A 24423-nucleotide genomic window follows, 5' to 3' on the forward strand; every position below is an offset into this window, starting at 1 on the left:
AAAATAGCTTGACGCACTACTGATAGCGGTAAGGTACGCAGTGATTTTTTCATACATTTGCAAAATCAGAGATGCACCCAATTCAGAAAATCGAAAATGGAAAATTTTCCATTTTCCATCAACTCGCCACTTTCCTAAACTAAGAAATTCTGGACAACATAGTTCCCCACATTTCTACCCGCGCTCAAACCGTCTACGTTAGCACTCATGAAATGGATGCCTCCGTAAATGCGACTCATCCCCGATTCGTCGGCCGCTTGGGCAAAGTTGTCAAAGGTTCGCAGACTGTTGACAGACTTGTCTCCCTTATCTGCAAAGCCAAAATCCGAACCAAATACAGAGTTCAAAACTGGTTCCGCTGCACCGCTAAAGGTACTGTGGCCCGATGTGTACTCAGGAAAGGGCGGAGTTATCAGCAGCGGTGTCCACAGAGGATCGGCTGTTGTGTTGGGATTGTTGTCTGTGTCAGCTTGGCGAATAGCTGTCACGGGCCGCCAGAAATCGTACTTATATTTAGCATCCCACGAGTTAATAGCTGCATCGGCCTGGGCAATATTTAGCAGGGCGAACAAGCGGGCGCTATCTTCCAACGATGTACCGCTGAGGGCCGATGCTTCTGAGGCGATTTGGTTCCAGTGGCCGGGGGGAGTAAAAGTACCTCCGCCGTTGGCCCAGAATTTGGCGATCGCAGTTTGATCGGGCGTGCGCGTCAGACTGTCAATTTTGCCGATTTCTTTAGTCTCGTTCAACTCCTCTGCGTACTTGGCGCTATCGAGGGCGGGCGGGCCTGACGGACGAAACTGCGAACCGCTAGTCATCGCAAAGGGAGTCACATCCGGCCACTGAGGCAGCAGCGATGCTGCCAGGGCGGGAGGAGTCGGCTGCCAATTGCCTGCGTCAGTTTTCGGTGTGTAGGGTACTACTTTGTTAGCGCCGTCTGTACTGCGCCAACTGATAATTTTCTCAGCAACCTGTTCTCCGATCGCGATTCCGTCTTGTTTCGATTTCCCATCGGGAATTTTTGCTAAAGACGATGCGTATGCTGCATCAAATTTGATGCTTTGTGCAGGGTACAGGCTAAGCAGAGTGCGGTAGGTAGCCGCCGCAGCCGCAGCTTCTTCTGATGCCCCCGCTGGTGCATCTATGTTGACGCGGTAAGGGCTGTATTTTTTGGTAATCGAGTTAACAGCGTCGTAAATGGCCGCGTGAACCATTGCCATGTTGCGGGAGGCTACCGGAGGCGGGGTGCCGGCTGTCCGGATGGCGTCTAGCATCATTCCGTTCGACTCTCTGATGCAGTTTCCCGAAAGGTGAGTTGCGAAGTTGTCGGGGGTGACGGTGCTGCTATTGACTCCCTGCAATACTGCTAAATATTCACCTGTGAGTTTGTCTTGAATTACCGTGCTGTTGCTGTTAGCGTCTGTGCCTTGTTGGATGTTTAAGTCGTTAAATGTGAGACCATTGAGCAACCGAATTTTGTCCTTGCCCTTCTCGAAGTCAGTGATGTAGTCTGCTGTGGCTACCGTTGGGCCGCCGTTGCTTTTGCCGATCGCAAATATGTCATTGCCTTCACCACCGCTGATGGTATCGCTACCTACGCACCCGTAGAGAGTGTCGTTGCCTGAGTCGCCAAATATCAGGTCGTTGCCTTTGCCGCCCCAGATCATATCGTCGTCTAGGCCGCCAGCAATTGTATCGTTACCAGAGTCGCCACAAATTTTGTCTTTACCTCGATCGCCTAGGAGCAAGTCGTCTCCGCTCTTGGCATAAATTATATCGTTACCATCCAAGCCGTTAAGTGTGTCTGGGCCTGAAGTTCCTTCGAGAAAGTCGAATTTAGGACTGCTGGTAAGAGATGCCATTGTTTTTATTTAATAATTTTCATCAAATAGCCAACCTTCATAGCCATCGATCGATGCTATGAGTGTTTGCTCGTAGTTTAGATTATTAGGCCTTTTCTTAAGTAAGTAAATCCCCTGAGTGAAACTTCATTGAATCTTTAATGTTTCACTCATTTTGATAAAGTTTCCGATTAATTTTTTATTTAAACTACATTGTTTTTGCTAAAACTTTACCATCCGACTGGTTTTATTAATTTTTCAACATATATACACCGTGGTTAGCATCAACGAGTAACATTATGTATATACTTGCCTAGGTATATACTTAAGTATGCTATATATGTAATTATTTGTTAAGCACTTCTCAAGGCTGCGATCGGGTCGAGTTTGGCCGCCTGACGCGCCGGGATCACGCCGAAGAAGAGACCGACGCCACCGGACACGCTAACAGCAAGGGCGATCGCCACAGGCGAAATACCAGCTTGCAGAGGCGTAAAATTACCTACAAGCAAGATACCTCCAACTCCTACGCAAGTCCCAACGATGCCTCCAGCGGCAGATAAAATTACAGCTTCGATAATGAATTGAAACAAGATATCGTGTTGGGAAGCCCCGATCGCCTTTCTGAGCCCAATTTCCTGAGTGCGCTCGCTGACAGAAACCAGCATAATGTTCATAATCCCAATGCCGCCGACTAACAAAGAAATGCTGGCCACAGCAGTTAACATAAGTGTCAGGGCCCCGGAAATCGAGCCCATTGTCGCCATTAAATCTTTCTGATTTCGGACAGTAAAGTCATCTTCTGTGGTAATCTTGTGCCGCAATCTCAGCAAGTTTTCCACCTGAAATTGAGCGGCATCCATTTTCGACTCATCTTGAATCGAAATAAACAGCGAAGTGACAGCTAAACCGTAGGGAGACTTGCGCCCGACAATGCGGTTGGCCATTGTGGCGATCGGCACAACGGCTGAGTTATCATAATTCGTACCAAAAGATGTCCCTTTCTCCGCAAATACTCCAATTACTTTCATGCTGACATTTTTGACTCGCACTTGTTCGCCGAGGGGATTGGTATTAGCAAACAGTTTTTCGGCCAATTCTGAACCAAGAATCACAACTTGATTGTTTTGCCTAACATCGAGTTCCGTCAAAAATCGTCCTTTAGCCATTTCAAAGTTTCTGACAGTCAGAAATTCGGGAATTGTGCCAAAAATCAGAGACGAGACATTTTTGTTACCGTAGCGAACGAGTTCTGAACTGTTGAGTTCGGCAGATACACCTTGCACCGACGGGACTTGAGATGCGATCGCCTTACCATCTTCTACTATCAGTGTTTGAGGTGCATTTCTAATCGAACTTCGGCTAGCATTAGGAACTCCAGCTCTCACAATCAACACATTTGTACCGAGTGATTTAACTTGTCCGCCCACAAAATTTTGAGCACCCTCTCCAATCCCAATCATCGCAATTACCGAAGCATTTCCGACAATCATCCCAATCATCGTCAAGCTGCTGCGAGTTTTGTTTGCTAGCAGTGTTTGACCGGCCATTTTAAAACTTTCAATAAAATTCATAATAGTTTGGTAATTGGTAATTGGTTATTGGTAATTGGTAATTGGTAATTGGTAATTGGTAATTGGTAATTGGTAATTGGTAATTGGTAATTGGTAATTGGTAATTGGTAATTGGTAATTGGTACAACTGTCAACTGTCAACTGTCAACTGTCAACTGTCAACTGTCAACTGTCAACTGATTAAGCACTTCTGAGTGCCACAATCGGGTCTAACTTAGCAGCTTGTTTTGCCGGTACGATGCCAAAAAATAAGCCTATGCTACCAGAAACACCAACCGCAAGGGCGATCGCCACTGGAGAAACACTAGCTTGCAGAGGACTAAAAGCAGACACCAAAAACACACCACCGATACCGAATCCAGTACCGATCGCACCACCAGCAGCCGACAAAATCACAGCCTCAATCATAAACTGAATCAGAATATCCTGAGGAGAAGCACCGATCGCCTTTCGCAGTCCAATTTCCTTAGTACGTTCAGTCACAGAAACCAGCATAATGTTCATAATCCCGATACCGCCCACAAACAGCGAAATTGCCGCCACAAAAGCCAACATCAGAGTCAAAGCACCAGTAATGCTGCCCAAAGTCTTCATTAAATCCTTCTGATTTCGGACAGTAAAATCATCTTCCTTAGTAATATTGTGACGCAAGCGCAGCAGATTTTCAATTTGAAATTGCGCCGCCCGCATCAACTTTTCATCTTTCACAGAAACCGAAATAAATGTTACCTTAGTACCGTAGGGAGACGAGCGACCGACAATGCGGTTAGCCATCGTTGTCAGCGGCAAATAAACATTCATATCTTGATTGTCACCAAAACTCGATCCCTTAGCCTGCATCACTCCAATCACTTGAAAAGTTGCGTTTTTGATGCGAACATATTGACCGACAGGCTGAGTATTGCCAAACAATTGTTCAGCAGCTTCTGAACCTAAAGCAACTACATTTTCTTGTCTTTCTAAATCTAGCTTGTTTAAAAAACGACCTTGAGCAACATCAAAGCTTCTCACCGGCAGAAACTCAGGAGTAGTTCCGACAATCGAAGACGAAACGTTTTTATTGCGGTAAGTAACGATTTGACTGTCATTGAGAGTTGGTGCAACTGCTTCGACAGAAGGAACTTGAGAGGCGATCGCCTCTGCATCATCCAAAACCAAAGTCTGAGGAGGAATCACCGGGCGACTTTGGGCATCAGGACTTCCGGGAATGATAAACAGCAAATTTGAACCCAGAGAGTTAACCTGTCCCGCAATATAGGTTTGAGCTCCTTCGCCAATACCAATCATCGAAATTACGGAAGCATTACCGATGATAATTCCTAACATCGTCAAGCTGCTGCGTAACTTGTTTGCCGTCAAAGTTGTGACAGCCATTTTGACGCTTTCAATAATATCCATGAGTCTATTGTTAGATTGTAGATTTTGGATTTTAGATTGTTTGCGGAATCAAGTTAACTCTTAGGTATGTAGTTGCGCTTCAGCGCTCTTTACAGATATATGAAAGAGCGCTCAAGGGGAACAACGTACCTTTATTTAAAAAAAGTTAAAAAAAAGTTAACTCTTAGGTATGTAGTTGCGCTTCAGCGCTCTTTATAAGATTAGGAAAGAGCGCTCAAGGGGAACAACGTACCTTTATTTAAAAAAAAGTTAACTCTTAGGTATGTAGTTGCACTTCAGCGCTCTTTATAAGATTAGGAAAGAGCGCTTAAGCGCAACAACGTACCTTTGTTGCCCAACTTCCTCTACTTCTGAGTCTTAATAATATCCTCCAACTTTTTACCAGCAGGAAGTTCAGTAAAAACCCGATCGCCCGCCTTAGCACCCTCTAAAATCTGAATCTTGTTACCAATAGTCGATCCCACCGTCACAGGCTTAAACTTCGGCTGCTGTTTCTCATCGGGAACCAGCACACCGGTTTGACCTTTATTGGTCACAATCGCCACAGTCGGAACAACCAAAGCATTGCTCAGTTTTTGACCGACAAATCTCAAATCTACATTCATCCCCGACTGCAAGAAATCCTTGCCAGTGTCAATGGCGACGCGCACTTGAAACAGCGTTACATCCCGTTCTTTCACAGCTTCGGGCGCAATCAATTTAACCTTGCCTTTAAACACTTTATCGGGATAAGCATCGGCGACTATTTCCACCACTTGACCAGGTTTAATTTGACTGATATCTGCTTCTGGGACTTTCGCCAAAACTTCCACATCTCTAGCGAGAGCCACGATCGATGTTGAAGTTGCCGAAGTCGCTTCCGAAGCCGAAGTTGCTGGGGTTACAAAAGCTCCTTGGATGGCATACCGTTGGGTAATAACTCCCGCAAAAGGAGCGCGAACTTTTGTATCTTCTAACTGCACTTCTTGAAAGCGGACTTGAGCTTCAGCTTCAGCTAAATCAGCTTTAGCCGAAGCTATTTCTTCCGGGCGAGCGCCGTTTTCTTGGGCGGCTAATTGACTTTTGGCTTCAGCAACTGCTGCTTCGGCTTTGGCGATTTCTTCTGGACGGTTGCCGTTTTCTGTTTGTGCTAATTTACTTCTAGCTTCAGCAACTTCTGCCTCGGCTTTGGTAATTTCTTCCGATCGCGTGCCGTTTTGCAACTGCTTCAATGCTTGCTGCTCGACTTCCACAGCAGCTTGGAGTTGCTGAATTTGCGACTCCCGACTTTCTTGCAGTTGTTGCAAGCGTTTTTGGGCTTCTGTTACCTTAGCTTTGGCAGTGCGATTTTCCTTAATCAGTTCATCCAGTTTATCTTGAGCAAGAGCACCTTCTTGGACTAACGGGCGGTTGCGTTCCACCCGCTGAGCTGCTAGTTCGGCTTGAGCTTTACTCGATTCAATTTGCGTTTGTGCTTGGGCAATTTCTTGTTTGACACTGCCAGTTTGAGCGTCTGCTAAACGGGCTTGAGCTTGGGCTAAACGAGCTCGCCCTTGGCTGACTTCTTCCACGCGGCTGCCGGCTTTGAGTTGCTGTAAGCGGGCTTGAGTTTGCTCCAAGCGAGCTCTGGCTCCTGCAACTTCTTCGACGCGGCTGCCGGCTTGGAGTTGCGCCAGACTAGCCTGGGCTTGCTCTAAACGCGCGCGGGCGCTGGCGATGTCTTCCGATCGATTTCCGGCTTCAATTTTCGCGAGTTTCGCTCGAATGCTGGCTTCGCGGGCTTTAGCTTGAGCGAGTTGAGCTTCCACATCGCGGCTTTCCATGCGGGCCACGATTTGTCCTGCTTCGACGCGATCGCCCTGTTCGACAAATAACTCTGCGATCCGACCGGAGCCTTTAGGGCTGAGATTCACGCGCTGTACGGGTTGTACCGTCCCGCTAGACGTGATCCGCACCGTCAGGTTTTCCGCTTCCACCGGCACTGTCATCGCTGCGATCGCATCTACTTTCGGCTGCGATCGACTTTTTGATATATATATGGTAGTCGGTACAGCTAGCAACCCGGCTGCAACCAAACCGATCGCCCACCGCGGCATCTTCCGCGCGGTTTTCTTCGGGGATTGCTTTTGGGCGGTTTTTTTATCTGCAATTTTAGTCTCTGGGGCCTTGGTGTCTACAATTTGAGTATCTTCCACCTTGACCTGAGCAGCTTCCTTTTTGGGGCTAACGATCATACCGACTCACCTAATTAAATCTCAGGATTACCTTAAAGGTAAAATTTTTTCTGATGCGCGGCATCGTCTTTCAGACTCATCCGATCGGGTGATTTAAAAAAAGTTCCCCAACCAGCACCTGTAAACAATTATAGCTAATCTTTGCAACTTATTAAATAATGTTAAGTTTTTTCAGTCTCAAGAGGCGAGCTCAAACTTCGATCGCACTCAACTGACTTTCTGCGGAGGCGGGATCTGCCGCGTGGGCGATCGGCTTCCAGTAAGTCGTGGGTTGTCTTGTAGGGCGATCGCACAGTGCGCGCCCGGTAACTACACAGTATGAAGACGCTGACATCTCATAAACCCGTTTGTCGATCGTACCCTGTCCAAGTCGTGAATATCTATGTGCCCTGTGCGCGCAACAGGTTAAAATATTTTGCAAATCCGTTGAAAATGGAAAAGCTTCAACATGAATCGTCCTCAAAGCGTTACAGTTCTGGCAATCTTACAGTTAATTAGTGGCATCTTCAGTCTGCTTGACGGCTTGTTCATCTTACTATTTGCAGGCGTTTTAGGCGGTCTCGGCGCAGTTGGATTCGGCGCAAAAGTTGGCACTGTCATCGGCGGCTTCATTGCAATTTTTGCTGGAATCGCGATAATTATCGGAATTATTTCCCTAGTCTTAGCATGGGGTTTGCTTCAACTAAAAAAATGGGCTTGGACTGGAACATTAATTATCCATGTTATCGCCGTCGTCACGCAAATTGCCAAAATGTTGGGTAGCGCAGGTGCAGCAGTTAATTTTCTATCTCTGGGTTTTGCCATTGCTAGCATTTACTACCTGCTACAGCCGGATGTTAAACAAGCATTTTCTGTAGAACTTCCCTTCTAATTAACGGTACTGAATTCTCGGGTCAAAAAAAGCATAGGAAATATCAACCGCCAGATTGATCAGCACAAAAGTCACAGCCACAAAGATTACTCCTCCTTGCACAATTGGGTAATCCCGCGTCAGAATCCCGCTGTAAATCCAGGAACCAATTCCCGGCCACGAGAAAATTGTTTCAGTCAAAATCGCGCCACCCAAAAGCGTGCCGAACTGCAAACCTATAGTTGTGACGATCGGCAAAAACGCATTTTTCAAAGCGTGTCTCAAAACCACCCAAAATTCCGGCAAACCCTTAGCCCGCGCCGTGCGGATGTAATCTTGTGCCAGCACTTCCAGCATCGCAGCACGAGTAATCCGAGCGATTATCGCCAAGGGGATTGTTCCTAAAGTTAAGGCTGGGAGGATTAAATGGGCGATCGCATCCCGCAAAGCCACCAAATCCCACCTCAGCAAAGCATCCAAAACATAAATACCCGTAATTGGCTTAAAACCAAACCCCAAATCTACACTAATTCGCCCGCTAGGAGGCAGCCATTTCAGATAAACAGCAAACAAATAAATCAACATCAATCCCAACCAATAGACTGGTAAAGATACGCCAATCAAAGAACCGCTCATCGTCAGATTGTCCAGCCAGCTATTTTTCCGAACAGCCGCCAAAATTCCCGCCGGAATTCCGATTATAAGTGCCACCAACATCGCCGCCACCGACAGTTCCAAAGTAGCAGGCCAGCGACTTCTGATTTCATCAACAATCGGAATACCGCTAATAATACTATGTCCTAAATCGAATCGAATCAAACTACTTAAAAAAGCCAAATATTGCCAAGGTAAAGGCTGATTCAAGCCCAATCTAGCCTTCAATATTTCCACCTGTTCGGGAGTTCCCCGTTCTCCCAAAAGCACAGTCGCCGGATCTCCCGGTATCAGGTGCAAAAAAGCAAATACCAGCAGCGTGATTCCGAACAGAACTGGTAATATTCCCAGCAAACGTTTAACAATATATTTAGCCATTTTTATAAGTAGTAATTCGCAACTGATGATATCGTGTTTTGCGAAATTTTTCTCTGCCTTATTTTCTTCAACCGGCGTCCGGCTTGTTTTGTTTGTGTAGACGCGGTTTCAACCGTACGTCTGAATCTATGCAGCATTTTTCAAGACTTACTCACATCCTCAAAAGACTCCGAACCCAAAGGACTCGGAATCCAACCTTTAATATTCTTGCGTTTCCCTAAAAGTGGCTGCGAATGTACGATCGGCAAACGCACCGCCTCCCCATGCAAAATCTCGCTAACTTCCGCATAAATTTTCCCTCTAGCTGCTTTATCCCCACTCGCCCTCCCCCGATCCAAAAGTTCCAAAACCTTCGGATTTTTCCAATTTCCCAAATCCGCCGTCGAACCAGGCCCGAAGTGAGGATAATAAAAATTGTCAGGATCGCCATAATCCCCAGTCCAACCCATCATAAAAGCTTGAAAGCCCGGAGGTTTTAGCCGATCGGCCAAATAAGCAGACCAATCCTTTGTCAGCAACTTTACCCGAATCCCGATCGCGCTTAAATCCGCAGCAAAAGCCTCAGCGATCGGCTTCGGCGTGGGAAAATAGGGACGGCTGACGGGCATATACCACAAATCCAAATCAAAACCGTTTGGATAACCGGCCTTCGCCAGCATTGCTTTAGCTTGCTGCGGGTTAAATTCGTAATCTTTAACTTTGTCAGACTCCGCCCAATTCAGCGACGGCGGGATAAATTGTGAATCATATTTGCCAAGTTCTCCCCAGAAAGCCTTGACGATGGCTTGCTTGTTGATTGTTTGGGCGATCGCCCGTCTTACCTCCGGTTTCGCCAAAGGCGCGTAACCCGGATTTAAGGCTAAATAACCCACATTAAAAGAAGGCCGCAAAACAGTTTCCAAATTAGCATCCGCTTGCACTTCTTTCAATTGATCCGGCGTTAAATCAACAGTAAAATCAAGTTGACCGGCCCTCAATTGAGCCAATCTAGCCGCCGGATCGTCAACAAAACGAATTACCAACTGATTGACTTTCGGCGTTCCAGCTTTCCAATAATTCGGATTTTTCTCTAAAATAATGCGATCGCCCGAGATCCATTCCTTAAACACAAAAGGCCCAGTACCCACCGCCAGCGACCCCGGAGTGCCGTATTTAGCACCCGCTTTCTTCACCGCCGCCGGACTCGCAATCCCAAAATAACCCGACCCAATCGCCGAAGGAAAAGCCGCAAAAGGTCGATTTAACACAAACCTAATCGTAGACTTATCAACAACGATCACATCCTTGACCAGGGAATCTTTATCGCCCTTAAACCCAGCAAAAAAGTTCTTCCAAATCTGATAAGTTTTGCCCGAATCTCGATACCCGTGAGGATTTTTGGCATCCCACCAGCGATCGACATTAAACTTAACAGCATCCGCGTCAAAATCCGTCCCGTCGTGAAACTTCACCCCGGATCGCAACTTAAAAGTCCAAGTTTTGCCATCTGTAGAGCTCGACCATTCAGTAGCGAGACTGGGTGCGAGTTCCACAGTACCCGGTTTAGAATCAGTCAAGCGATTGTAGATTTGGTCGATCGCAATCACCGAATTACCATCAGTAACATTTCCCGGTTCCAGATTCACCGGCGGCCCGCCAGCACCGTAGACTAAAGCCCCTGGTGGAACAGCCGCAGGAGTTGTCGCAGTTGGAGAATTATTGCTAATATTTGCAGGAGTGCCGCAATTTGAGACAATTACAGCCATCCCAAAAACTAGAGCTAATAAAACTAAACGCCAGGATTTTAACAACCTCATCTCAATAGCTCCTGTTTAATAAAAAATACTACTCATCTAAATAAAATTATAATTTCCTCTTTCTCTCTCCTCTGCGCCCTCTGCGTTCTCTGCGGTTAATTATATCTTTAAATTAAATTTAATTTACCAAACAAAATAGAACACACTATACCTCTTGCACTCCTAAGCTTTCCAATCAAGAAATGTATCTGCGTTAATCTGTGTTGATCTGCCTTGCATCTGCGGTTGATTTATCAATCAAATATTTATGCAATTGCTCGTCTACTGATTACCCATTACCAATTACCATTACCATTACAAGACAGACCTCATTCTCGATCGCACCACCGCCTACAACTCATAACTCTCCTCACCCATACTCCCCAATTCTGGGCTACCGAGAAACTCTTCATCCTCCAATTCCTCAATCCCCGACGCCGCCATCAAACCGCGCTGAATGCGATCGCTAGTTTCCTCAAACAAAACAAATAGCGGATGAACAGCCTCAGCCTCATCGCTAAAAATATGTCTGTAGCGGTACGGCATCACCCACTCGTAAGTTTTATCCAACCAAACCTGACACTGCCGCCAGCGGCCCAACAAATCCGAAAAATCTTCACCAGGGCGGTGAATAAAAACCAAAATTTCCACCCCAATTTTAACTTTCCACTCTGGATCGCACATCAAAATCGCCAAATCGCAGGGCAAACAAGCCGCCTGTCCCGGAGAGATGCTAGTCCCCCCCCTACCCGCATAGGAAACCCCCTCCCGCAAGCGCACAATTGGCAAAGGAATGGTAATTAAGCTTTCGTTAGCGCGGCGGATACTCGGAATCATCTCCATGTACAGCCGATATTTTTTCAGCAGGGCGATCGCTGCCGAAAATTCGCTGTACTGTGCTAGTAAAGCCTCGTAATGTGATTGTTTTACAGACATTTTAAATCAATTAATTAGTCATTAGTCATTAGTCGTTGGTCATTGGTCATTAGTCATTGGTCATTAGTCATTGGTCATTAGTCATTGGTCAATTGTCGTTGGTAATTGGCAATTTGTAATTGGCAATTTGTAATTGGTAATTGGCAATTGGTTATTCATTACTTGGCAACAATTGGTCATTGGTTATTCAAAGATTAGCCAAGGCCATATCACTGACTGAACATTATTAACAACTCAAACAAAGCTAATGACAACTCTTAAATAACAAATAACAACTGTCAACTGCCAACTGACAAGAGTCAACTGTCAACGGACAACTGACAACTGTCAACTGACAACTAACAACTGTCAACTGTCAACTGTCAACTGTCAATTGTCTACAGCTTCTGAAACACTGAGAACATCGGCAGATACATCGACAGCAAAATCGAACCTACGATACCACCGACCACAACAATCATCAGAGGTTCTAGCATACTGGTAAGTCCCTTGACTGCTTCTTCGACTTCGGTTTCGTAAAAAGCGCCAACTTTCATCAGCATCTTGTCAAGTTCCCCAGTCTCCTCGCCAATTGCCATCATTTGAATTGCCAAGGAGGGAAAAACAGCTTGTTCTTGCAAAGCAATACTGATCATGCCACCGCTTTGAATTTCCTGCCTTGCATATTCGATCGCATTTGAGATCGCCTGATTTCCCGCCACATCTCGCACAATTTCCAAAGAGCTAAGAATCGGCACACCCGATCGCGTCAGCGAGCCAAAGATGACGCAAAACCTCGCCACCGCCGATTTTTCAATCAAATCTCCAAAAATTGGCAACTTCATCGCAATTCTATCGATTTGGAGGTGACCTACTGGAGTTTTGTAGTACATATCAAAGGCAAATTTTAGCGCTATAATTACCCCAATAACTGTCAGTTGTTGGATCGGAGGCCAAGCCGTACAAAATGCGCTAATCCCCAACATAAACACCGTAAAAGCAGGCAAGTCTGCACCAATATCCTTAAAGATTTTTGCGAAAGTTGGTAGCAAAAAAATCGTCATTGCGAAAAAAATCACAATCGCGATGAAAAACACAGTCTTCGGATAAGACATCGCAGATTTAATTTCAGCCTCCGTCTTGTGATTTTTTTCCATCATCACCGCCAGACGGTCGAGGGTTTCATCTAGCACACCGCCGACCTCTCCCGCCGCCACCATACTGATAAACAGTTGGTCAAAAACATCAGGAAACTTAGCCATCGCCTCTGCCAAGTTTATCCCCTCTTGCACGTCAGCATTCATGCTCCTGAGTGCTCGTTTCAACTTAGCATTAGAGCACTGTTCGTGCAGCACGGAAAGGCATCTCACGATCGCCACCCCGGCATTAAACATAGCCGCAAACTGACGAGCAAAAATCGCCATATCCTTAACAGTAAGACTGCTAAGGCTATACTCAAATTGCTCCTGAATCCTACTGAGATCGAAGCCTGTTTTTGGTTTTGGATTAATAACATTTGTAGCCATAGATTGCCTCTGGAAAATTATTAAAAGTCATTAGTCATTGGCAATCAGTCATTAGTCATTAGTGATTGGTCATTTCTGCGGACTGCTGACCAATAACTGATTGCTTCGCCCCAAAACAGGTACAAGTCCCCAACACTCATGAGAGTCGATCCCCCAATTTTAGATCGTAATTCAAGCTCCCAGATTCACTGCGCTGCAATTAAATCTAAAATCTAAAATCTAAAATCTAAAATGGACTGACTGACTCAATTAATGAGCCCCTACCTTGCCTGTACCAACAGGTGCCGGGCCGATCAAGCGTTCGAGTTCGTCAGCCTTAGAAGCCTTGGCCATTGCCGATTCCCAAGTGATTTTACCGCCCTTGTAAAGTTCAGCGAGGGCCATTTCCATCGTCCTCATGCCCAATTTTGCCCCCATTTGGATTTGGGAGTAAATCATAGGAGTTTTGCCCTCCCGGATCAAGTTAGCCATAGCTGGAGTATTCACCATGATTTCCATAGCGCAGCAGCGGCCGCCCCCAACTTTCACAACCAAATTTTGGCTGCAAATTCCGACTAAAGAGTTAGACACTTGGGCGCGAACCTGGGGTTGTTGAATGGGCGGGAATACGTCCAAAATCCGATCGATCGTAGCAGCAGCCGAATTAGTGTGCAGCGTTCCCATCACCATGTGACCCGTTTCTGCCGCCGAAATTGCCAGACCGATCGTTTCCAAGTCCCGCATTTCTCCCACCAGAATCACATCAGGATCTTCCCGCAGGGCTGCTTTCAGCGCATTAGCAAAGCTCTTAGTATCTTCCCCCTTTTGACGCTGGTGAAACAAACTCTTGACATTCGGAAACACATATTCGATCGGGTCTTCAACCGTCAGAATGTGTTCAGCCCGCGTCCGGTTGACCAGATCCAACAAAGCCGCCATCGTAGTAGTTTTCCCGGAACCCGTTTGTCCCGTCACCAACAGCATACCCCTGGGTCTTTCCGTCAGATCCCGCAAAATCTGCGGCACGCCCAAAGCATCTGCGTTAGGAATCTTAGAAGCCAGAGCCCGCATACAAGCAGCCCAAGCACCCCGCTCCCGGTACACATTCACCCGGAACCGAGCCAATCCCTTCACCCCGTAAGCGCAGTCGAGTTCCCACTCCATTTCCAACTGCTTGCGCTGCATATTGTTGAGCATTTGGAAGATCAGAATCTGCACTTCCTCAGCAGACAGAATGTCGCCGTATTGCGACTGAGGAGTTAGTTTCCCGCTGACGCGGAAGAAGATAGGCGCGCCTGCTTGGATGTGTATGTCCGAACCCCCTTGCTCTACCAGGGACTCCAATACGTCTTCAATCATCAGACCCATAGATACCTCTTCTCAATCTAGTTGATAGTTATTGACCAATTTAGCTCAGATACAGTTGACAGTTGACAGTTGACAGTTGACAGTTGTTTTTCTACTGACTAATCACTAATGACTAATGACGGATGACGGATGACTAATGACTAATGACGAATGACGGATGACGGATGAATCAATCCAAAAAGCGCGGCGTCAAGCAGTACGGACAATCCAGCATCTCCGGCTTCAATTCCGCCCGACAAGTTTTGCAGGTAAGTCCCTGCTTGCGTTTGGCTTTCAGTTCCGCCTCCAACCCGGAGTCAGTAAAGGTCACCCGCTCGACTTCCTCAAAGGTAGTCGCCCCTTCCCGCACCAACTGCAAGCTGTAAGCCAACAACGTTTTCATCCCTTCTTCTACCGCTGCTTCCTTAAGTTGCTCTGTGGGAGCCCCTTGAGTGATCAGAGTTTGCAGCCGCTCAGTATTTTTCAGGAACTCGTAAACGCCTACCCGTCCTTTGTAGCCTAGGCCGCTGCACTTCCGACAAAGTTGATCGCGTTCTGCGAGTCCTTTCCTTTCCTCCACCGGTATGGTGTTGGCTTTGTTAATAGTCAGATCGATTTCTTGAGAAGCCGACAGACCGTAGCGACCGAGTTCGGCCGCAGTAGGCTGGTAAGGAATGCAGCATTTGTCGCAAACGCGCCGCATCAGACGCTGAGCCAACACGCCCAACAGAGCGGCTGAAACCATGAACGGTTCTACGCCCATTTCGTCCAAACGCGCGATCGCCCCAGCCGCGTCATTAGTGTGCAGCGTAGTCAGCACTAAGTGTCCCGTCAAAGCAGCTTCGAGAGCAGTTTTTGCCGTTTCCCTGTCCCGCGTTTCCCCCACCAAAATCACGTCAGGATCTTGCCGCAAAAACGCCCGCAGCAGGTTGGAAAAAGTCAAGTCTTTTTCCCGAATTACTTGACATTGGGTAATTCCCGGCAAAGCATATTCGATCGGGTCTTCCGCCGTACTGATATTAACCCCCGGATCGTTGCGTTCCGCCAGAATCGAGTACAGAGAAGTTGACTTACCCGAACCCGTAGGCCCCGTCACCAAAATCAGTCCGAACGGACGGCTAGCAGTCTCTCGCACCAAAGCCAGAGTTTCTTGATCCGAGATCAACAAACCCAAACCCAACTGAGTGCTGGAACTGTCCAAAATCCGCAGCACGATTTTTTCGCCGTACCGGGAAGGCAAGCTATTTACCCGGAAATCTACCGTGCGTCCCTCAAACACCCGGCGGATACGACCATCTTGAGCTTGTCGGCGTTCGGCAATGTCCAAGTTGGCAATAATCTTGAAACGAGCCGTAATCGATTGCACTACCTGTTTCGGAAACCGGAAATACTCTTGCAGCACCCCATCTTTCCGCATCCGTATCCGCATAAACTCTTCTTGAGGTTCTACGTGGATGTCCGACACCTTTTCCGACAAAGCTTTAGCCAAAATGATATTGACAGCCTTAATTACCGGAGCAGCCTCAGCATCGTCTATGGTGTTAGCTAGGTCTTCTTGGTCAGCACTCTCCTCTTCTAATGAGAGTTCGCCAAAATCTCCCTCCCCTAACTCCAGCTTTCTCTGCTTATCGGCTTCTGCTATTTTGGCGGCTACCTTAACTTGGTCGTCTTGATATGCCGAAGTGATGTCCTGGTAGTCGTCTGGCGTAATCACCCGTCGCTGCAAAGCCAAGCCGTGAGGCTGTAAAATCCGCCGCAAATCTTCTATGGCGTTGAGGTTGTCGGGATCTACCATTGCCACTAAAACAGCCTGAGGCTCGGTTTCAGTCTTCGCTACTGGTAAAAAGCGACCTTGGTGACAAATGTCGATCGAAATTTTCAACCCATCGAGCATAATTCCGAGTTGCTCGTTCGACATTTCGCTCATCTCCGGGTCATACGCTTCAACCCCGTAGACAATCTTCCGTTCAAACATCTGCTGCTTCTTGTAAAGCCGCAGCAATTCAGGAGGTAACGGCTGCCCGGTAAGTGCTTCTAATACCTCCGTCAACCGCTTACCCGACTTCCGGCTTTCAAGTTGAGCTTGTTTCACTTGGTCGCCGTTGACGTAACCCGACTGAATCATCTTGTTGAGAGCCGGAGGCAAAACGCTGATAGCAACTATCGATGTGCGAGGAGACCCCTGGGATGTGTTAGTCATAAAAAACACTCATTCTTGTGGGAAACTCAGTCACAGAAAGTGCTGAGAGGAAAACCAACGCGGGGTTAAAACCCCCGTATCTTTTGCTTGTGGATGAGCTATCATATTTGTGCTCTATCCCTATATGTCAAGTGTAAGCTCGTAGTCTCCTCTCATTTTCGTCCACAAATTGATGAGACGTTGGAGGGATTGGTCGATGCTTGCAATCAAATTTTGTTTGTTGAGTGCTAAGTTGCTTACTGACCCGATCGACCTGCGAGATACTCTCGTTATAGCCTCATGGCACATCACTTGGGGATTGATCCTGAGGTCTGTCGCCTTTCCACGATCATTGTATATTCGCAAATTGTTTGGTCAAATTACAGCGCCCGTGGTAGCGCGGTTCTCTGTACTACCTTAAAGATCGGCTGTGCGAGCTTTGATGATGATAGCTTTGACGAAAGCCATCGATCGGTCTAGTGAGATATATTTTGATTAATTATCTGCGATCGGGTTGCGGGCGATCGCCCGATCGCAGATTTCGATCGCCCAGATTTTGAGCAGCTCTAGTTTTTTCCCTGCCAATATTCATCTAATTCTCTCTGGTGTCCTAACCTTTGTGAGGAAAGGTTGACAGTTCATCAATTTTGCCTATTGGCAAATTAGAGATCAATCGTATCTACCGAGTGGCCGGTACCCAATACCAGCTAATGTTTCTCATTTTACTCCCCAATAATCGAGGACACCTCCCTGTTTTTAAACGCACTCAATTGTAAAATACAAGCCTCTATCTGCGAATAAAACAGCCATATAAATTAACTTTAATTAACTGTGTTTTGCCGCAAATATTGAAGTATCAGCCATCAACAGCTCAATTATTTTCAGGAAATCTAACTGCTTAATATCCTTCTAAACTTGCTATCAATGCGAGGGTGTTATTCCCAAATTGCGATACAAGAAACGTTGTGTTAGCGCTAACTACGGTCTTACTAGAACTAGAGATCGAGATGTCATTTCCATAAAATATTGCAAGCTTTGAGAGATTCCTGCACAGAGACCGGAGCTTTCCTATGAATCAGATAGTGCCATACACAGTAAATTATAGTTCTGTACATTTACCGTGTTAAGTGTATCTGCTAGAATTGATAGGGTTCTGTCGCGCAGCTTTTATGATTGACGAGGAAAAACAGCAAGATCTAGATCCTAACTCAACTGGGGAAACCCCAGAGGGTTCACCAATGGCAAGCGAAACTCCGCCGGCACCAGCAAACTCTAACGAAGCAGCCGATTGGGAACTCGAACTTGCTCAAGCTTATCAAAGCGCCGAGGGCGATCGCAAGGGAGCAAACGCATCCGGAGATCCTGTCACCGGCAATTCCACCAACAGCCCGACAGCAGACGCGGCTGAATCATGGAAGAGGGAACTCGCTTCGATAAGAGATGAAAAAGAGGCTTTAAAAACTCAGTTGCAAGCCACATCAGCTCAACTAGAAGACCTAAAAAATCAAAATCTCCGCCTAGCAGCAGATTTTGAAAACTTCCGCAGGCGCACCCAAAAGGAAAAAGAAGAGTTAGATTTACAGGCAAGGTGTCTCACGATCAAGCCCCTGTTGCCGGTAATCGACAATTTCGAGCGCGCTCGATCGCACATTAAGCCGCAAAACGACGGCGAAATGAACATTCACAAAAGCTACCAAAGCGTTTACAAGCAAATGGTAGATGGTCTCAAGCAAATTGGGGTTTCTCCGATGCGCCCTGAAGGCGAACAGTTTGACCCCAACCTCCACGAAGCTCTCCTCAGCGAGCCCACAGACGAACACGAGGAAGGAACAATCATCCAAGAACTAGAACGCGGCTACATTCTGGGCGATCGTGTCTTGCGCCACGCCAAAGTGAAAGTTGCAGCGCCTGGGATATCTGTGGTAGCCTCAGATGAAAATCCCGATAGTTCGGAAAGTTAATCGGACAAAAGCTACTGCATTCCTCGCCCTGCACGGACCCCCGAAGAGAATTCGGGGGCACGAAGGTGGCAAACTCACCAACTTCTTAATTCAGGACTAAAAGCAGGTCAGCGCTTTCTCAACAAATTCTGAACAATGTTTTAATGAGTCTGCGATCTTGCATTAAAATATCAAGTTTGTTTCCTACAAATCCAGTCAGTGATGCTTGTTAAAACAAGCTTAGTCGTTTTTTATACCCCAACTTGTAGTTGGAAGTTTCCAAACATCCCACAAAGTTTTATGAGGCGCTATGGGAAAAATTATTGGAATTGACTTAGGCACGACCAACAGTTGCGTAGCTGTATTGGAGGGCGGTAAACCCGTCGTGATCGCCAATTCCGAGGGCGGCCGCACAACTCCGAGCATCGTAGGATTTGGCAAGGCGGGCGATCGCTTAGTCGGTCAACTAGCCAAGCGGCAAGCTGTAACTAATGCTGTAAATACTGTTTACAGCATCAAACGATTTATCGGGCGCAGGTGGGACGACACGGAAGAAGAACGATCCCGCACTCCCTATACCTGCATCAAAGGCAAAGACGACACCGTTAACGTCCAAATTCGGAACAAAGTTCACACCCCCCAAGAAATCTCGGCAATGGTACTCCAAAAGCTCAAGCAAGATGCTGAAGCTTATTTGGGACAAACTGTTACCCAAGCCGTGATTACTGTGCCGGCATACTTTACAGACGCCCAGCGCCAAGCGACTAAAGACGCCGGTACGATCGCGGGTTTAGAAGTCCTGCGGATCGTCAACGAACCGACGGCGGCCGCCCTTTCCTACGGGCTCGACAAGCAAAATATCGAACAGAAAATCTTGGTCTTTGACCTCGGCGGCGGTACTTTCGACGTTTCGATCCTGCAATTGGGAGACGGAATTTTTGAAGTCAACGCCACCGCAGGTAACAACCATCTCGGAGGAGATGACTTTGATAACTGCATAGTTCAGTGGCTGGTAGAAGTTTTCCGAACTCAAGAAGGTAGCGACCTCTCAACAGACAAAATGGCATTGCAGCGCCTCCGAGAAGCTGCGGAAAAGGCGAAAATTGAACTCTCTCTCTCGCAATCCACATCCATTAATTTGCCGTTCATCTCCTCTGATGCTAAAGGGCCGAAGCATTTGGAAATGGATCTCTCGAAGGCTCAGTTTGAAAAACTGGTGGGTCATTTGGTGCAGGCGACGATCGATCCGGTGACTCAAGCCCTCAAAGACGCAAGTCTTACCCCGAAAGATATAGACAGGATTATTTTAGTCGGAGGCTCAACCCGAATTCCGGCAGTTCAAGAGGCAATTAGTAAGTATTTTGGGGGCGCGTCTCCCGATAAATCGGTGAATCCCGACGAAGCTGTAGCCGTAGGTGCGGCAATTCAAGCCGGGGTGTTGGGCGGTGAAGTCAAAGATTTGCTGTTGCTAGACGTGACGCCGCTTTCCCTGGGACTCGAAACTTTGGGCGGTGTGTTTACCAAAGTAATCGATCGCAATACAACCATCCCCACCAGTCGATCGCAAATGTACAGCACGGCTGCTGACGGACAAACCTCCGTAGAAATTCACGTCCTCCAAGGCGAGCGCGCATTGGTAAAAGACAACAAAAGTCTCGGCAAATTCCTGCTCAAAGGCATTCCCGCAGCCCCCCGCGGCGTACCTCAAATCGAAGTTACCTTTGAAATCGATGCCAACGGCATTCTCAAAGTTGCCGCTGAAGACAAGGGAACCGGCAAAGAACAAAGCATCCAAATTTCCAATACAGGAGGCTTGAGCGAAACCGAAGTCGAGCGGATGCGGCAAGAAGCCGAACTTTACGCCGACGAGGACATCAAGCGCGCTCAAGTAGTCGAACTCAAAAATCAAGCCGACACCCTGGTCTATAATTGTGGTGTCACTTTGAAAACCAACGCGCAATTGCTCAGCGACGACCTCAAAGTCGCAGCCGAATCAGCAGCAACAGCTTTGAAGGCCGCGATGGCTAACCCCGACATCAATGTTGAGGAACTCACCGAGCAAATCGAAGCTTTCAAGCAACTGCTATACTCCCTCGGGACAGCAGTCTACGAGCAAGCCCGCAGCGGGGTAGCCCACTCCTCGCCAGAGGTTGAAAGCGAGATGATGTCAGAACTAGAAGAGGTTGCAGCTACCGACGACAGCCTTTTCCTGACAGAAGAGCTGCTGGTGGCGCCCCAAGCTCCGCCACAAGCTCCGCCACAACCGGAACCCAAACCGGAACCAAAACCGGAACGACAGTCCAAGCGACAGCCGGAACCACAACCGGAACCAAAACCGGAACGACAGTCCAAGCGACAGCCGGAACCACAACCGGAACCAAAACCGAAGGTTCCCGAACCTGAAGTTGATGATATGAATCCTTTCCTTTAGAACTGAAAAGCTAAAAATTAAAAATTAACAATTAACAATGAGAATTTTTAATTTTTAATTGGTAATTTCAGGAAAGGTCGCCCGTTTATTTTTCGTACACTTTTTGTTATTTACCTCCAGGCAAGCAGCTTTATGGCCGGTGATTACTATGAAATATTAGGCGTTTCTCGCAGTGCAGACAAAGAGGAAATTAAGCGTGCTTACCGCCGCCTAGCTCGCAAGTACCATCCAGATGTCAACAAAGAATCTGGAGCTGAGGAGCGGTTTAAAGAAATTAACCGTGCCTACGAGGTACTATCGGAACCGGAAACCCGCGCCCGTTTCGATCGCTTTGGCGAACAAGGTGTCAGTGGTGCAGGCGCGCCTGGGTTCCAAGACTTCGGCGACAGCTTTGCTGACATCTTTGAAAGCTTCTTTCAGGGTTTTCAAGGAGGGGCGGGCGCCCAACAGCAAGGTCGCAGACGCAGTGGCCCCGTGCGCGGAGATGATTTGCGCCTCGACTTGCGGCTAGAGTTTCGCGAAGCTGTGTTTGGTGGGGAAAAAGAACTCCGCATCAAGCACCTAGAAACCTGCGAAACTTGTACCGGAACTGGCGCCAAGCCGGGAACCAGACCTCAAACCTGTTCGACTTGTACCGGCAGCGGTCAAGTCCGACGCGCTACCCGCACGCCTTTCGGCAGCTTTACTCAAGTTTCTGTTTGCCCCACCTGCAACGGCACCGGGCAAGTAATTGAGGACAAGTGCGAAACTTGTGGCGGCCGCGGTCAGAAAGAAGTGATGAAAAAGCTGAAAATCACTATTCCAGCCGGGGTAGATAACGGTACTCGTTTGCGCGTTTCCAATGAAGGGGATGCTGGCAAGTTGGGCGGGCCGCCGGGGGATCTTTACGTGTTTTTGGCTGTGAATGAAGACCCGTTATTTAAGCGGGACGGCATTAACGTTAATTCGGAAGTGAAGATTAGTTATTTGCAAGCAATTTTGGGCTGCCGATTGGAAGTGGAAACTGTAGATGGGCCGACGGAATTGTTGATTCCTACGGGAACTCAGGCGAATACTGTTCTGACTCTGGAGAAAAAAGGAGTGCCTAAGTTGGGCAATCCAGTCAGTCGCGGCGACCATTTGATTGCGGTGTCTATTGATATTCCGACTAAGGTGACGGCTGAGGAACGGGAGTTGCTGATGCAGCTTGCTAAGCTGAAGGGCGATCGTACTGGTAAAGGCGGCTTGGAAGGATTTCTGGGCAATTTGTTTCAGAAATAAGCAATTTTTTGACACCCATGGGTGTCAAATTTTCCTGTTTGATGATTCCGTGGCAATTTTTTAAATTCTCTATCAAAAAAATGAGACCAATTGGTCTCATTTTGCCCAGGTAGAATAATTGTTCGGCAATTTGTTTAATTCTCTGTCAAAAAAATGAGACCAATTGGTCTCATTTTGTACAGGTAGAATAATTGTTGGGCAATTTGTGGGAATAGTCCTCAAAAAAATGACACCAATTGGTGTCAAAAATCGGTCGTAGAATAATTGTTGGGCAATTTGTGTTGGTGTCAAAAATCGGTCGTAGAATAATTGTTGGGCAATTTGTGGGAATAGTCCTCAAAAAAATGACACCAATTGGTGTCAAAAATCGGCGGTAGAATAATTATTCGTCAATTTGTTCACGATAAAATAAGGCTTTCAAGAATTGAGATGGGAAATTTGAGAATCTAAAACGCATTATGAATTCAACATCCACAATTGAAAATCCCAAATCCCCAGATGCCAAAATCGATCTGCGGGGGACTCCGTGTCCTCTGAATTTTGTCCGCACTAAATTGCGCTTGGAACAAATGCCACCTGGTGCTGTTTTGGAAGTGTGGCTGGATGCTGGGGAGCCGATCGAACAAGTGCCTGATAGTCTGAAAATGGAAGGCTATCAAATTCTCGAAACGCAATTTATGGCGGATGAGTCGGAGTCTGGCTTTTTTGCCATGAAAGTGCAGCGCCCAGAACTCCAGGAAGCCGGATGAGCCTGAATTTGTCCTCTCTCGTCGGTACAGTCGTGGCTGTTCAGGCTAACTTCTACCGAGTCAGGCTAGATCCAGCAGCCGGGATTCACGAGAATATAGCCCTGGCGGATGCTCCCACTCTCCTGTGCACTCGCCGCACTCGACTCAAAAAAATTGGTCAACAGGTGATGGTGGGCGATCGCGTGGTGGTAGACGAACCGGACTGGACTGACCGCCGGGGTGCAATTTCAGAAGTCTTCCCCCGCCGCACAGAACTCAACCGCCCGCCTGTCGCTAATGCCGATCGCATTCTCCTCGTTTTTGCCCTCGCCGAACCCGATTTAGACCCCGCCTCATTAACTCGGTTTTTAGTCAAGGCAGAATCTACAGGTTTAGAGGTGAGTTTGTGCCTGAACAAATGCGATTTGGTGAGAGCCGAGGAGTTGGAACAGTGGCGCGATCGGCTTTCACGTTGGGGCTACGAACCAATGTTTATTAGCGTTCGCAGCGGTTTAGGAGTGCAGGAAGTTGCCACAAATTTTCAAAATAAAGTTTATGTCGAAAAAGTAACTTCCCAGAATTTATCGGACAAAATAGATGGTTCTCTGTTGCCTTCTGAGGAGAACCCCCTACTAGCAAATTCGGCTCATCCGTTAGCTCCGTTAAATTCCGTACAAAATCCCTTGCCGAACTTTCTCCACAGCCACACCCAAGACAAAATAACGATAATTTGTGGCCCTTCTGGCGTCGGCAAGTCCAGCTTGATCAACCAACTGGTTCCGGCGCTGAACCTGCGAGTGAACGCTGTTTCTGGCAAACTCGGCCGCGGGCGCCACACAACTCGCCACGTCGAACTATTTGAACTTCCCGACGGCGGATTGCTGGCGGATACTCCGGGCTTTAATCAGCCGGCTCTCGAATCCGATCCGTCGGAGTTAGCTGAATATTTCCCAGAAGCTCGTCAGAGGCTGGCTTTGGGTAGCTGCCAGTTTAGCGACTGTTCGCACCGCGATGAGCCTAACTGTGTGGTGCGGGGAGATTGGGAGCGCTACCAGTATTATTTGAATTTTATGGAAGAGGCGATCGTCCGCCAACAAGCTCTGCAAAACTCCAGCAGCGCCGAATCCAGTTTGAAGCAGCAAACCAAGTCCGACGGTACACAGCAGTATGAACCGAAACTGCAAACTAAAAAATATCGCCGCACGAACCGCCGCCTGCAACACCAGTCGCTGCAAGATATGTGTCAAGAAGATTTAGAGGATTTCTGAGGAAGTAGTCGCCGCCGATCGCCCGCGAGGAGTCTGACAATATTACCAAGACTTACTCAGCAACGGGATTCGATCGAGTAAGATACTTCTTTGCCACCCGAGGCCTTGGACTGCAAGACCCGGTTTCTTTAGTGGCGAGTGCGTAAGTCCTGAGTACATTAATCGCT

General features: G+C 47.5%; 18 protein-coding genes. 6 read left to right on the plus strand and 12 right to left on the minus strand.

The genetic code is table 11. The annotated features are described in order from the left end of the window. Window positions 1-134 precede the first annotated feature (134 nt). The 6 genes from JGK36_RS11130 to JGK36_RS11155 form a co-directional block, all read right to left on the minus strand. Window positions 135-1862, minus strand: a complete 1728-nt coding sequence (locus tag JGK36_RS11130) for a phosphatase PAP2 family protein (RefSeq protein ID WP_293196882.1) — start codon at window positions 1860-1862, stop codon at window positions 135-137. Window positions 1863-2194: 332 nt separating this feature from the next. Continuing rightward, complete coding sequence (locus JGK36_RS11135) at window positions 2195-3415, minus strand: ABC transporter permease (protein WP_293190560.1); 1221 nt, start codon at window positions 3413-3415, stop codon at window positions 2195-2197. 24 nt (window positions 3416-3439) lie between these two features. Then, window positions 3440-3520 (minus strand): hypothetical protein, encoded by an 81-nt coding sequence (locus JGK36_RS33840; protein WP_332983016.1) that lies wholly within the window; start codon window positions 3518-3520, stop codon window positions 3440-3442. Window positions 3521-3595: 75 nt separating this feature from the next. Further along, the gene (locus tag JGK36_RS11145) at window positions 3596-4813 is read right to left on the minus strand and encodes an ABC transporter permease (RefSeq protein ID WP_293196884.1); all 1218 of its coding nucleotides are present in this window, start codon (window positions 4811-4813) and stop codon (window positions 3596-3598) included. A 344-nt stretch (window positions 4814-5157) separates the two neighbouring features. After that, window positions 5158-7026 (minus strand): efflux RND transporter periplasmic adaptor subunit, encoded by a 1869-nt coding sequence (locus JGK36_RS11150; protein ID WP_293196885.1) that lies wholly within the window; start codon window positions 7024-7026, stop codon window positions 5158-5160. 190 nt (window positions 7027-7216) lie between these two features. Then, window positions 7217-7360, minus strand: coding sequence for a hypothetical protein (locus JGK36_RS11155; RefSeq protein WP_293177108.1), 144 nt, complete (start codon window positions 7358-7360; stop codon window positions 7217-7219). A gap of 114 nt (window positions 7361-7474) precedes the next feature. Between JGK36_RS11155 and JGK36_RS11160 the strand changes: the two genes are divergently transcribed. Then, window positions 7475-7897, plus strand: a complete 423-nt coding sequence (locus JGK36_RS11160; RefSeq protein ID WP_293177106.1) for a hypothetical protein — start codon at window positions 7475-7477, stop codon at window positions 7895-7897. Here JGK36_RS11160 and JGK36_RS11165 read toward each other — a convergent pair whose 3' ends face one another. The 6 genes from JGK36_RS11165 to JGK36_RS11190 all read right to left on the minus strand — a co-directional run bounded on the left by JGK36_RS11165 (window position 7898) and on the right by JGK36_RS11190 (window position 16650). Beyond that, window positions 7898-8908, minus strand: coding sequence for an ABC transporter permease (locus JGK36_RS11165; RefSeq protein ID WP_293177104.1), 1011 nt, complete (start codon window positions 8906-8908; stop codon window positions 7898-7900). Between the two features lie 140 nt (window positions 8909-9048). After that, window positions 9049-10704 (minus strand): ABC transporter substrate-binding protein, encoded by a 1656-nt coding sequence (locus tag JGK36_RS11170; RefSeq protein WP_293196886.1) that lies wholly within the window; start codon window positions 10702-10704, stop codon window positions 9049-9051. Window positions 10705-11034: 330 nt separating this feature from the next. Then, window positions 11035-11619 (minus strand): hypothetical protein, encoded by a 585-nt coding sequence (locus JGK36_RS11175; RefSeq protein ID WP_293200925.1) that lies wholly within the window; start codon window positions 11617-11619, stop codon window positions 11035-11037. A gap of 377 nt (window positions 11620-11996) precedes the next feature. Beyond that, on the minus strand, window positions 11997-13124 hold the full coding sequence (locus JGK36_RS11180) for a type II secretion system F family protein (protein ID WP_293177098.1): 1128 nt from the start codon (window positions 13122-13124) through the stop codon (window positions 11997-11999). A 249-nt stretch (window positions 13125-13373) separates the two neighbouring features. Continuing rightward, the gene (locus JGK36_RS11185) at window positions 13374-14471 is read right to left on the minus strand and encodes a type IV pilus twitching motility protein PilT (RefSeq protein ID WP_293177096.1); all 1098 of its coding nucleotides are present in this window, start codon (window positions 14469-14471) and stop codon (window positions 13374-13376) included. A gap of 169 nt (window positions 14472-14640) precedes the next feature. Continuing rightward, window positions 14641-16650, minus strand: a complete 2010-nt coding sequence (locus JGK36_RS11190; protein WP_293177094.1) for a GspE/PulE family protein — start codon at window positions 16648-16650, stop codon at window positions 14641-14643. Window positions 16651-17798: 1148 nt separating this feature from the next. On the opposite strand from JGK36_RS11190, the gene grpE reads away from it, so the two are divergent. The 5 genes from grpE to rsgA all read left to right on the plus strand — a co-directional run bounded on the left by grpE (window position 17799) and on the right by rsgA (window position 24256). Further along, on the plus strand, window positions 17799-18590 hold the full coding sequence (gene grpE, locus JGK36_RS11195) for a nucleotide exchange factor GrpE (RefSeq protein ID WP_293177092.1): 792 nt from the start codon (window positions 17799-17801) through the stop codon (window positions 18588-18590). A gap of 289 nt (window positions 18591-18879) precedes the next feature. After that, entirely contained in the window at window positions 18880-21000 is a 2121-nt protein-coding gene (dnaK, locus tag JGK36_RS11200) for a molecular chaperone DnaK (protein ID WP_293177090.1), read from the plus strand. Between the two features lie 132 nt (window positions 21001-21132). Beyond that, the gene (dnaJ, locus tag JGK36_RS11205; protein WP_293177088.1) at window positions 21133-22260 is read left to right on the plus strand and encodes a molecular chaperone DnaJ; all 1128 of its coding nucleotides are present in this window, start codon (window positions 21133-21135) and stop codon (window positions 22258-22260) included. 458 nt (window positions 22261-22718) lie between these two features. Further along, window positions 22719-23009 (plus strand): sulfurtransferase TusA family protein, encoded by a 291-nt coding sequence (locus JGK36_RS11210; protein ID WP_293177084.1) that lies wholly within the window; start codon window positions 22719-22721, stop codon window positions 23007-23009. After that, on the plus strand, window positions 23006-24256 hold the full coding sequence (gene rsgA, locus JGK36_RS11215; protein ID WP_293177082.1) for a ribosome small subunit-dependent GTPase A: 1251 nt from the start codon (window positions 23006-23008) through the stop codon (window positions 24254-24256). Before JGK36_RS11210 ends, rsgA begins: the two co-directional genes overlap by 4 nt. Window positions 24257-24423: the final 167 nt, after the last annotated feature.

Source organism: Microcoleus sp. PH2017_35_SFW_U_B (genome assembly GCF_020737865.1).
In the GTDB taxonomy this organism is placed as follows: Bacteria; Cyanobacteriota; Cyanobacteriia; order Cyanobacteriales; family Microcoleaceae; genus Microcoleus.

Coding starts and splice junctions, on each gene's coding strand:
- dnaJ (WP_293177088.1), top strand. CDS start 21,133: ATGGCCGGTGATTACTATGAAATATTAGGCGTTTCTCGCAGTGCAGAC.
- JGK36_RS11165 (WP_293177104.1), bottom strand. CDS start 8,908: ATGGCTAAATATATTGTTAAACGTTTGCTGGGAATATTACCAGTTCTG.
- JGK36_RS11180 (WP_293177098.1), bottom strand. CDS start 13,124: ATGGCTACAAATGTTATTAATCCAAAACCAAAAACAGGCTTCGATCTC.
- JGK36_RS11130 (WP_293196882.1), bottom strand. CDS start 1,862: ATGGCATCTCTTACCAGCAGTCCTAAATTCGACTTTCTCGAAGGAACT.
- JGK36_RS11160 (WP_293177106.1), top strand. CDS start 7,475: ATGAATCGTCCTCAAAGCGTTACAGTTCTGGCAATCTTACAGTTAATT.
- grpE (WP_293177092.1), top strand. CDS start 17,799: ATGATTGACGAGGAAAAACAGCAAGATCTAGATCCTAACTCAACTGGG.
- JGK36_RS11210 (WP_293177084.1), top strand. CDS start 22,719: ATGAATTCAACATCCACAATTGAAAATCCCAAATCCCCAGATGCCAAA.
- JGK36_RS11150 (WP_293196885.1), bottom strand. CDS start 7,026: ATGATCGTTAGCCCCAAAAAGGAAGCTGCTCAGGTCAAGGTGGAAGAT.
- JGK36_RS11155 (WP_293177108.1), bottom strand. CDS start 7,360: ATGTCAGCGTCTTCATACTGTGTAGTTACCGGGCGCGCACTGTGCGAT.
- dnaK (WP_293177090.1), top strand. CDS start 18,880: ATGGGAAAAATTATTGGAATTGACTTAGGCACGACCAACAGTTGCGTA.
- JGK36_RS11145 (WP_293196884.1), bottom strand. CDS start 4,813: ATGGATATTATTGAAAGCGTCAAAATGGCTGTCACAACTTTGACGGCA.
- JGK36_RS11135 (WP_293190560.1), bottom strand. CDS start 3,415: ATGAATTTTATTGAAAGTTTTAAAATGGCCGGTCAAACACTGCTAGCA.
- JGK36_RS11175 (WP_293200925.1), bottom strand. CDS start 11,619: ATGTCTGTAAAACAATCACATTACGAGGCTTTACTAGCACAGTACAGC.
- JGK36_RS11185 (WP_293177096.1), bottom strand. CDS start 14,471: ATGGGTCTGATGATTGAAGACGTATTGGAGTCCCTGGTAGAGCAAGGG.
- JGK36_RS11190 (WP_293177094.1), bottom strand. CDS start 16,650: ATGACTAACACATCCCAGGGGTCTCCTCGCACATCGATAGTTGCTATC.
- rsgA (WP_293177082.1), top strand. CDS start 23,006: ATGAGCCTGAATTTGTCCTCTCTCGTCGGTACAGTCGTGGCTGTTCAG.
- JGK36_RS11170 (WP_293196886.1), bottom strand. CDS start 10,704: ATGAGGTTGTTAAAATCCTGGCGTTTAGTTTTATTAGCTCTAGTTTTT.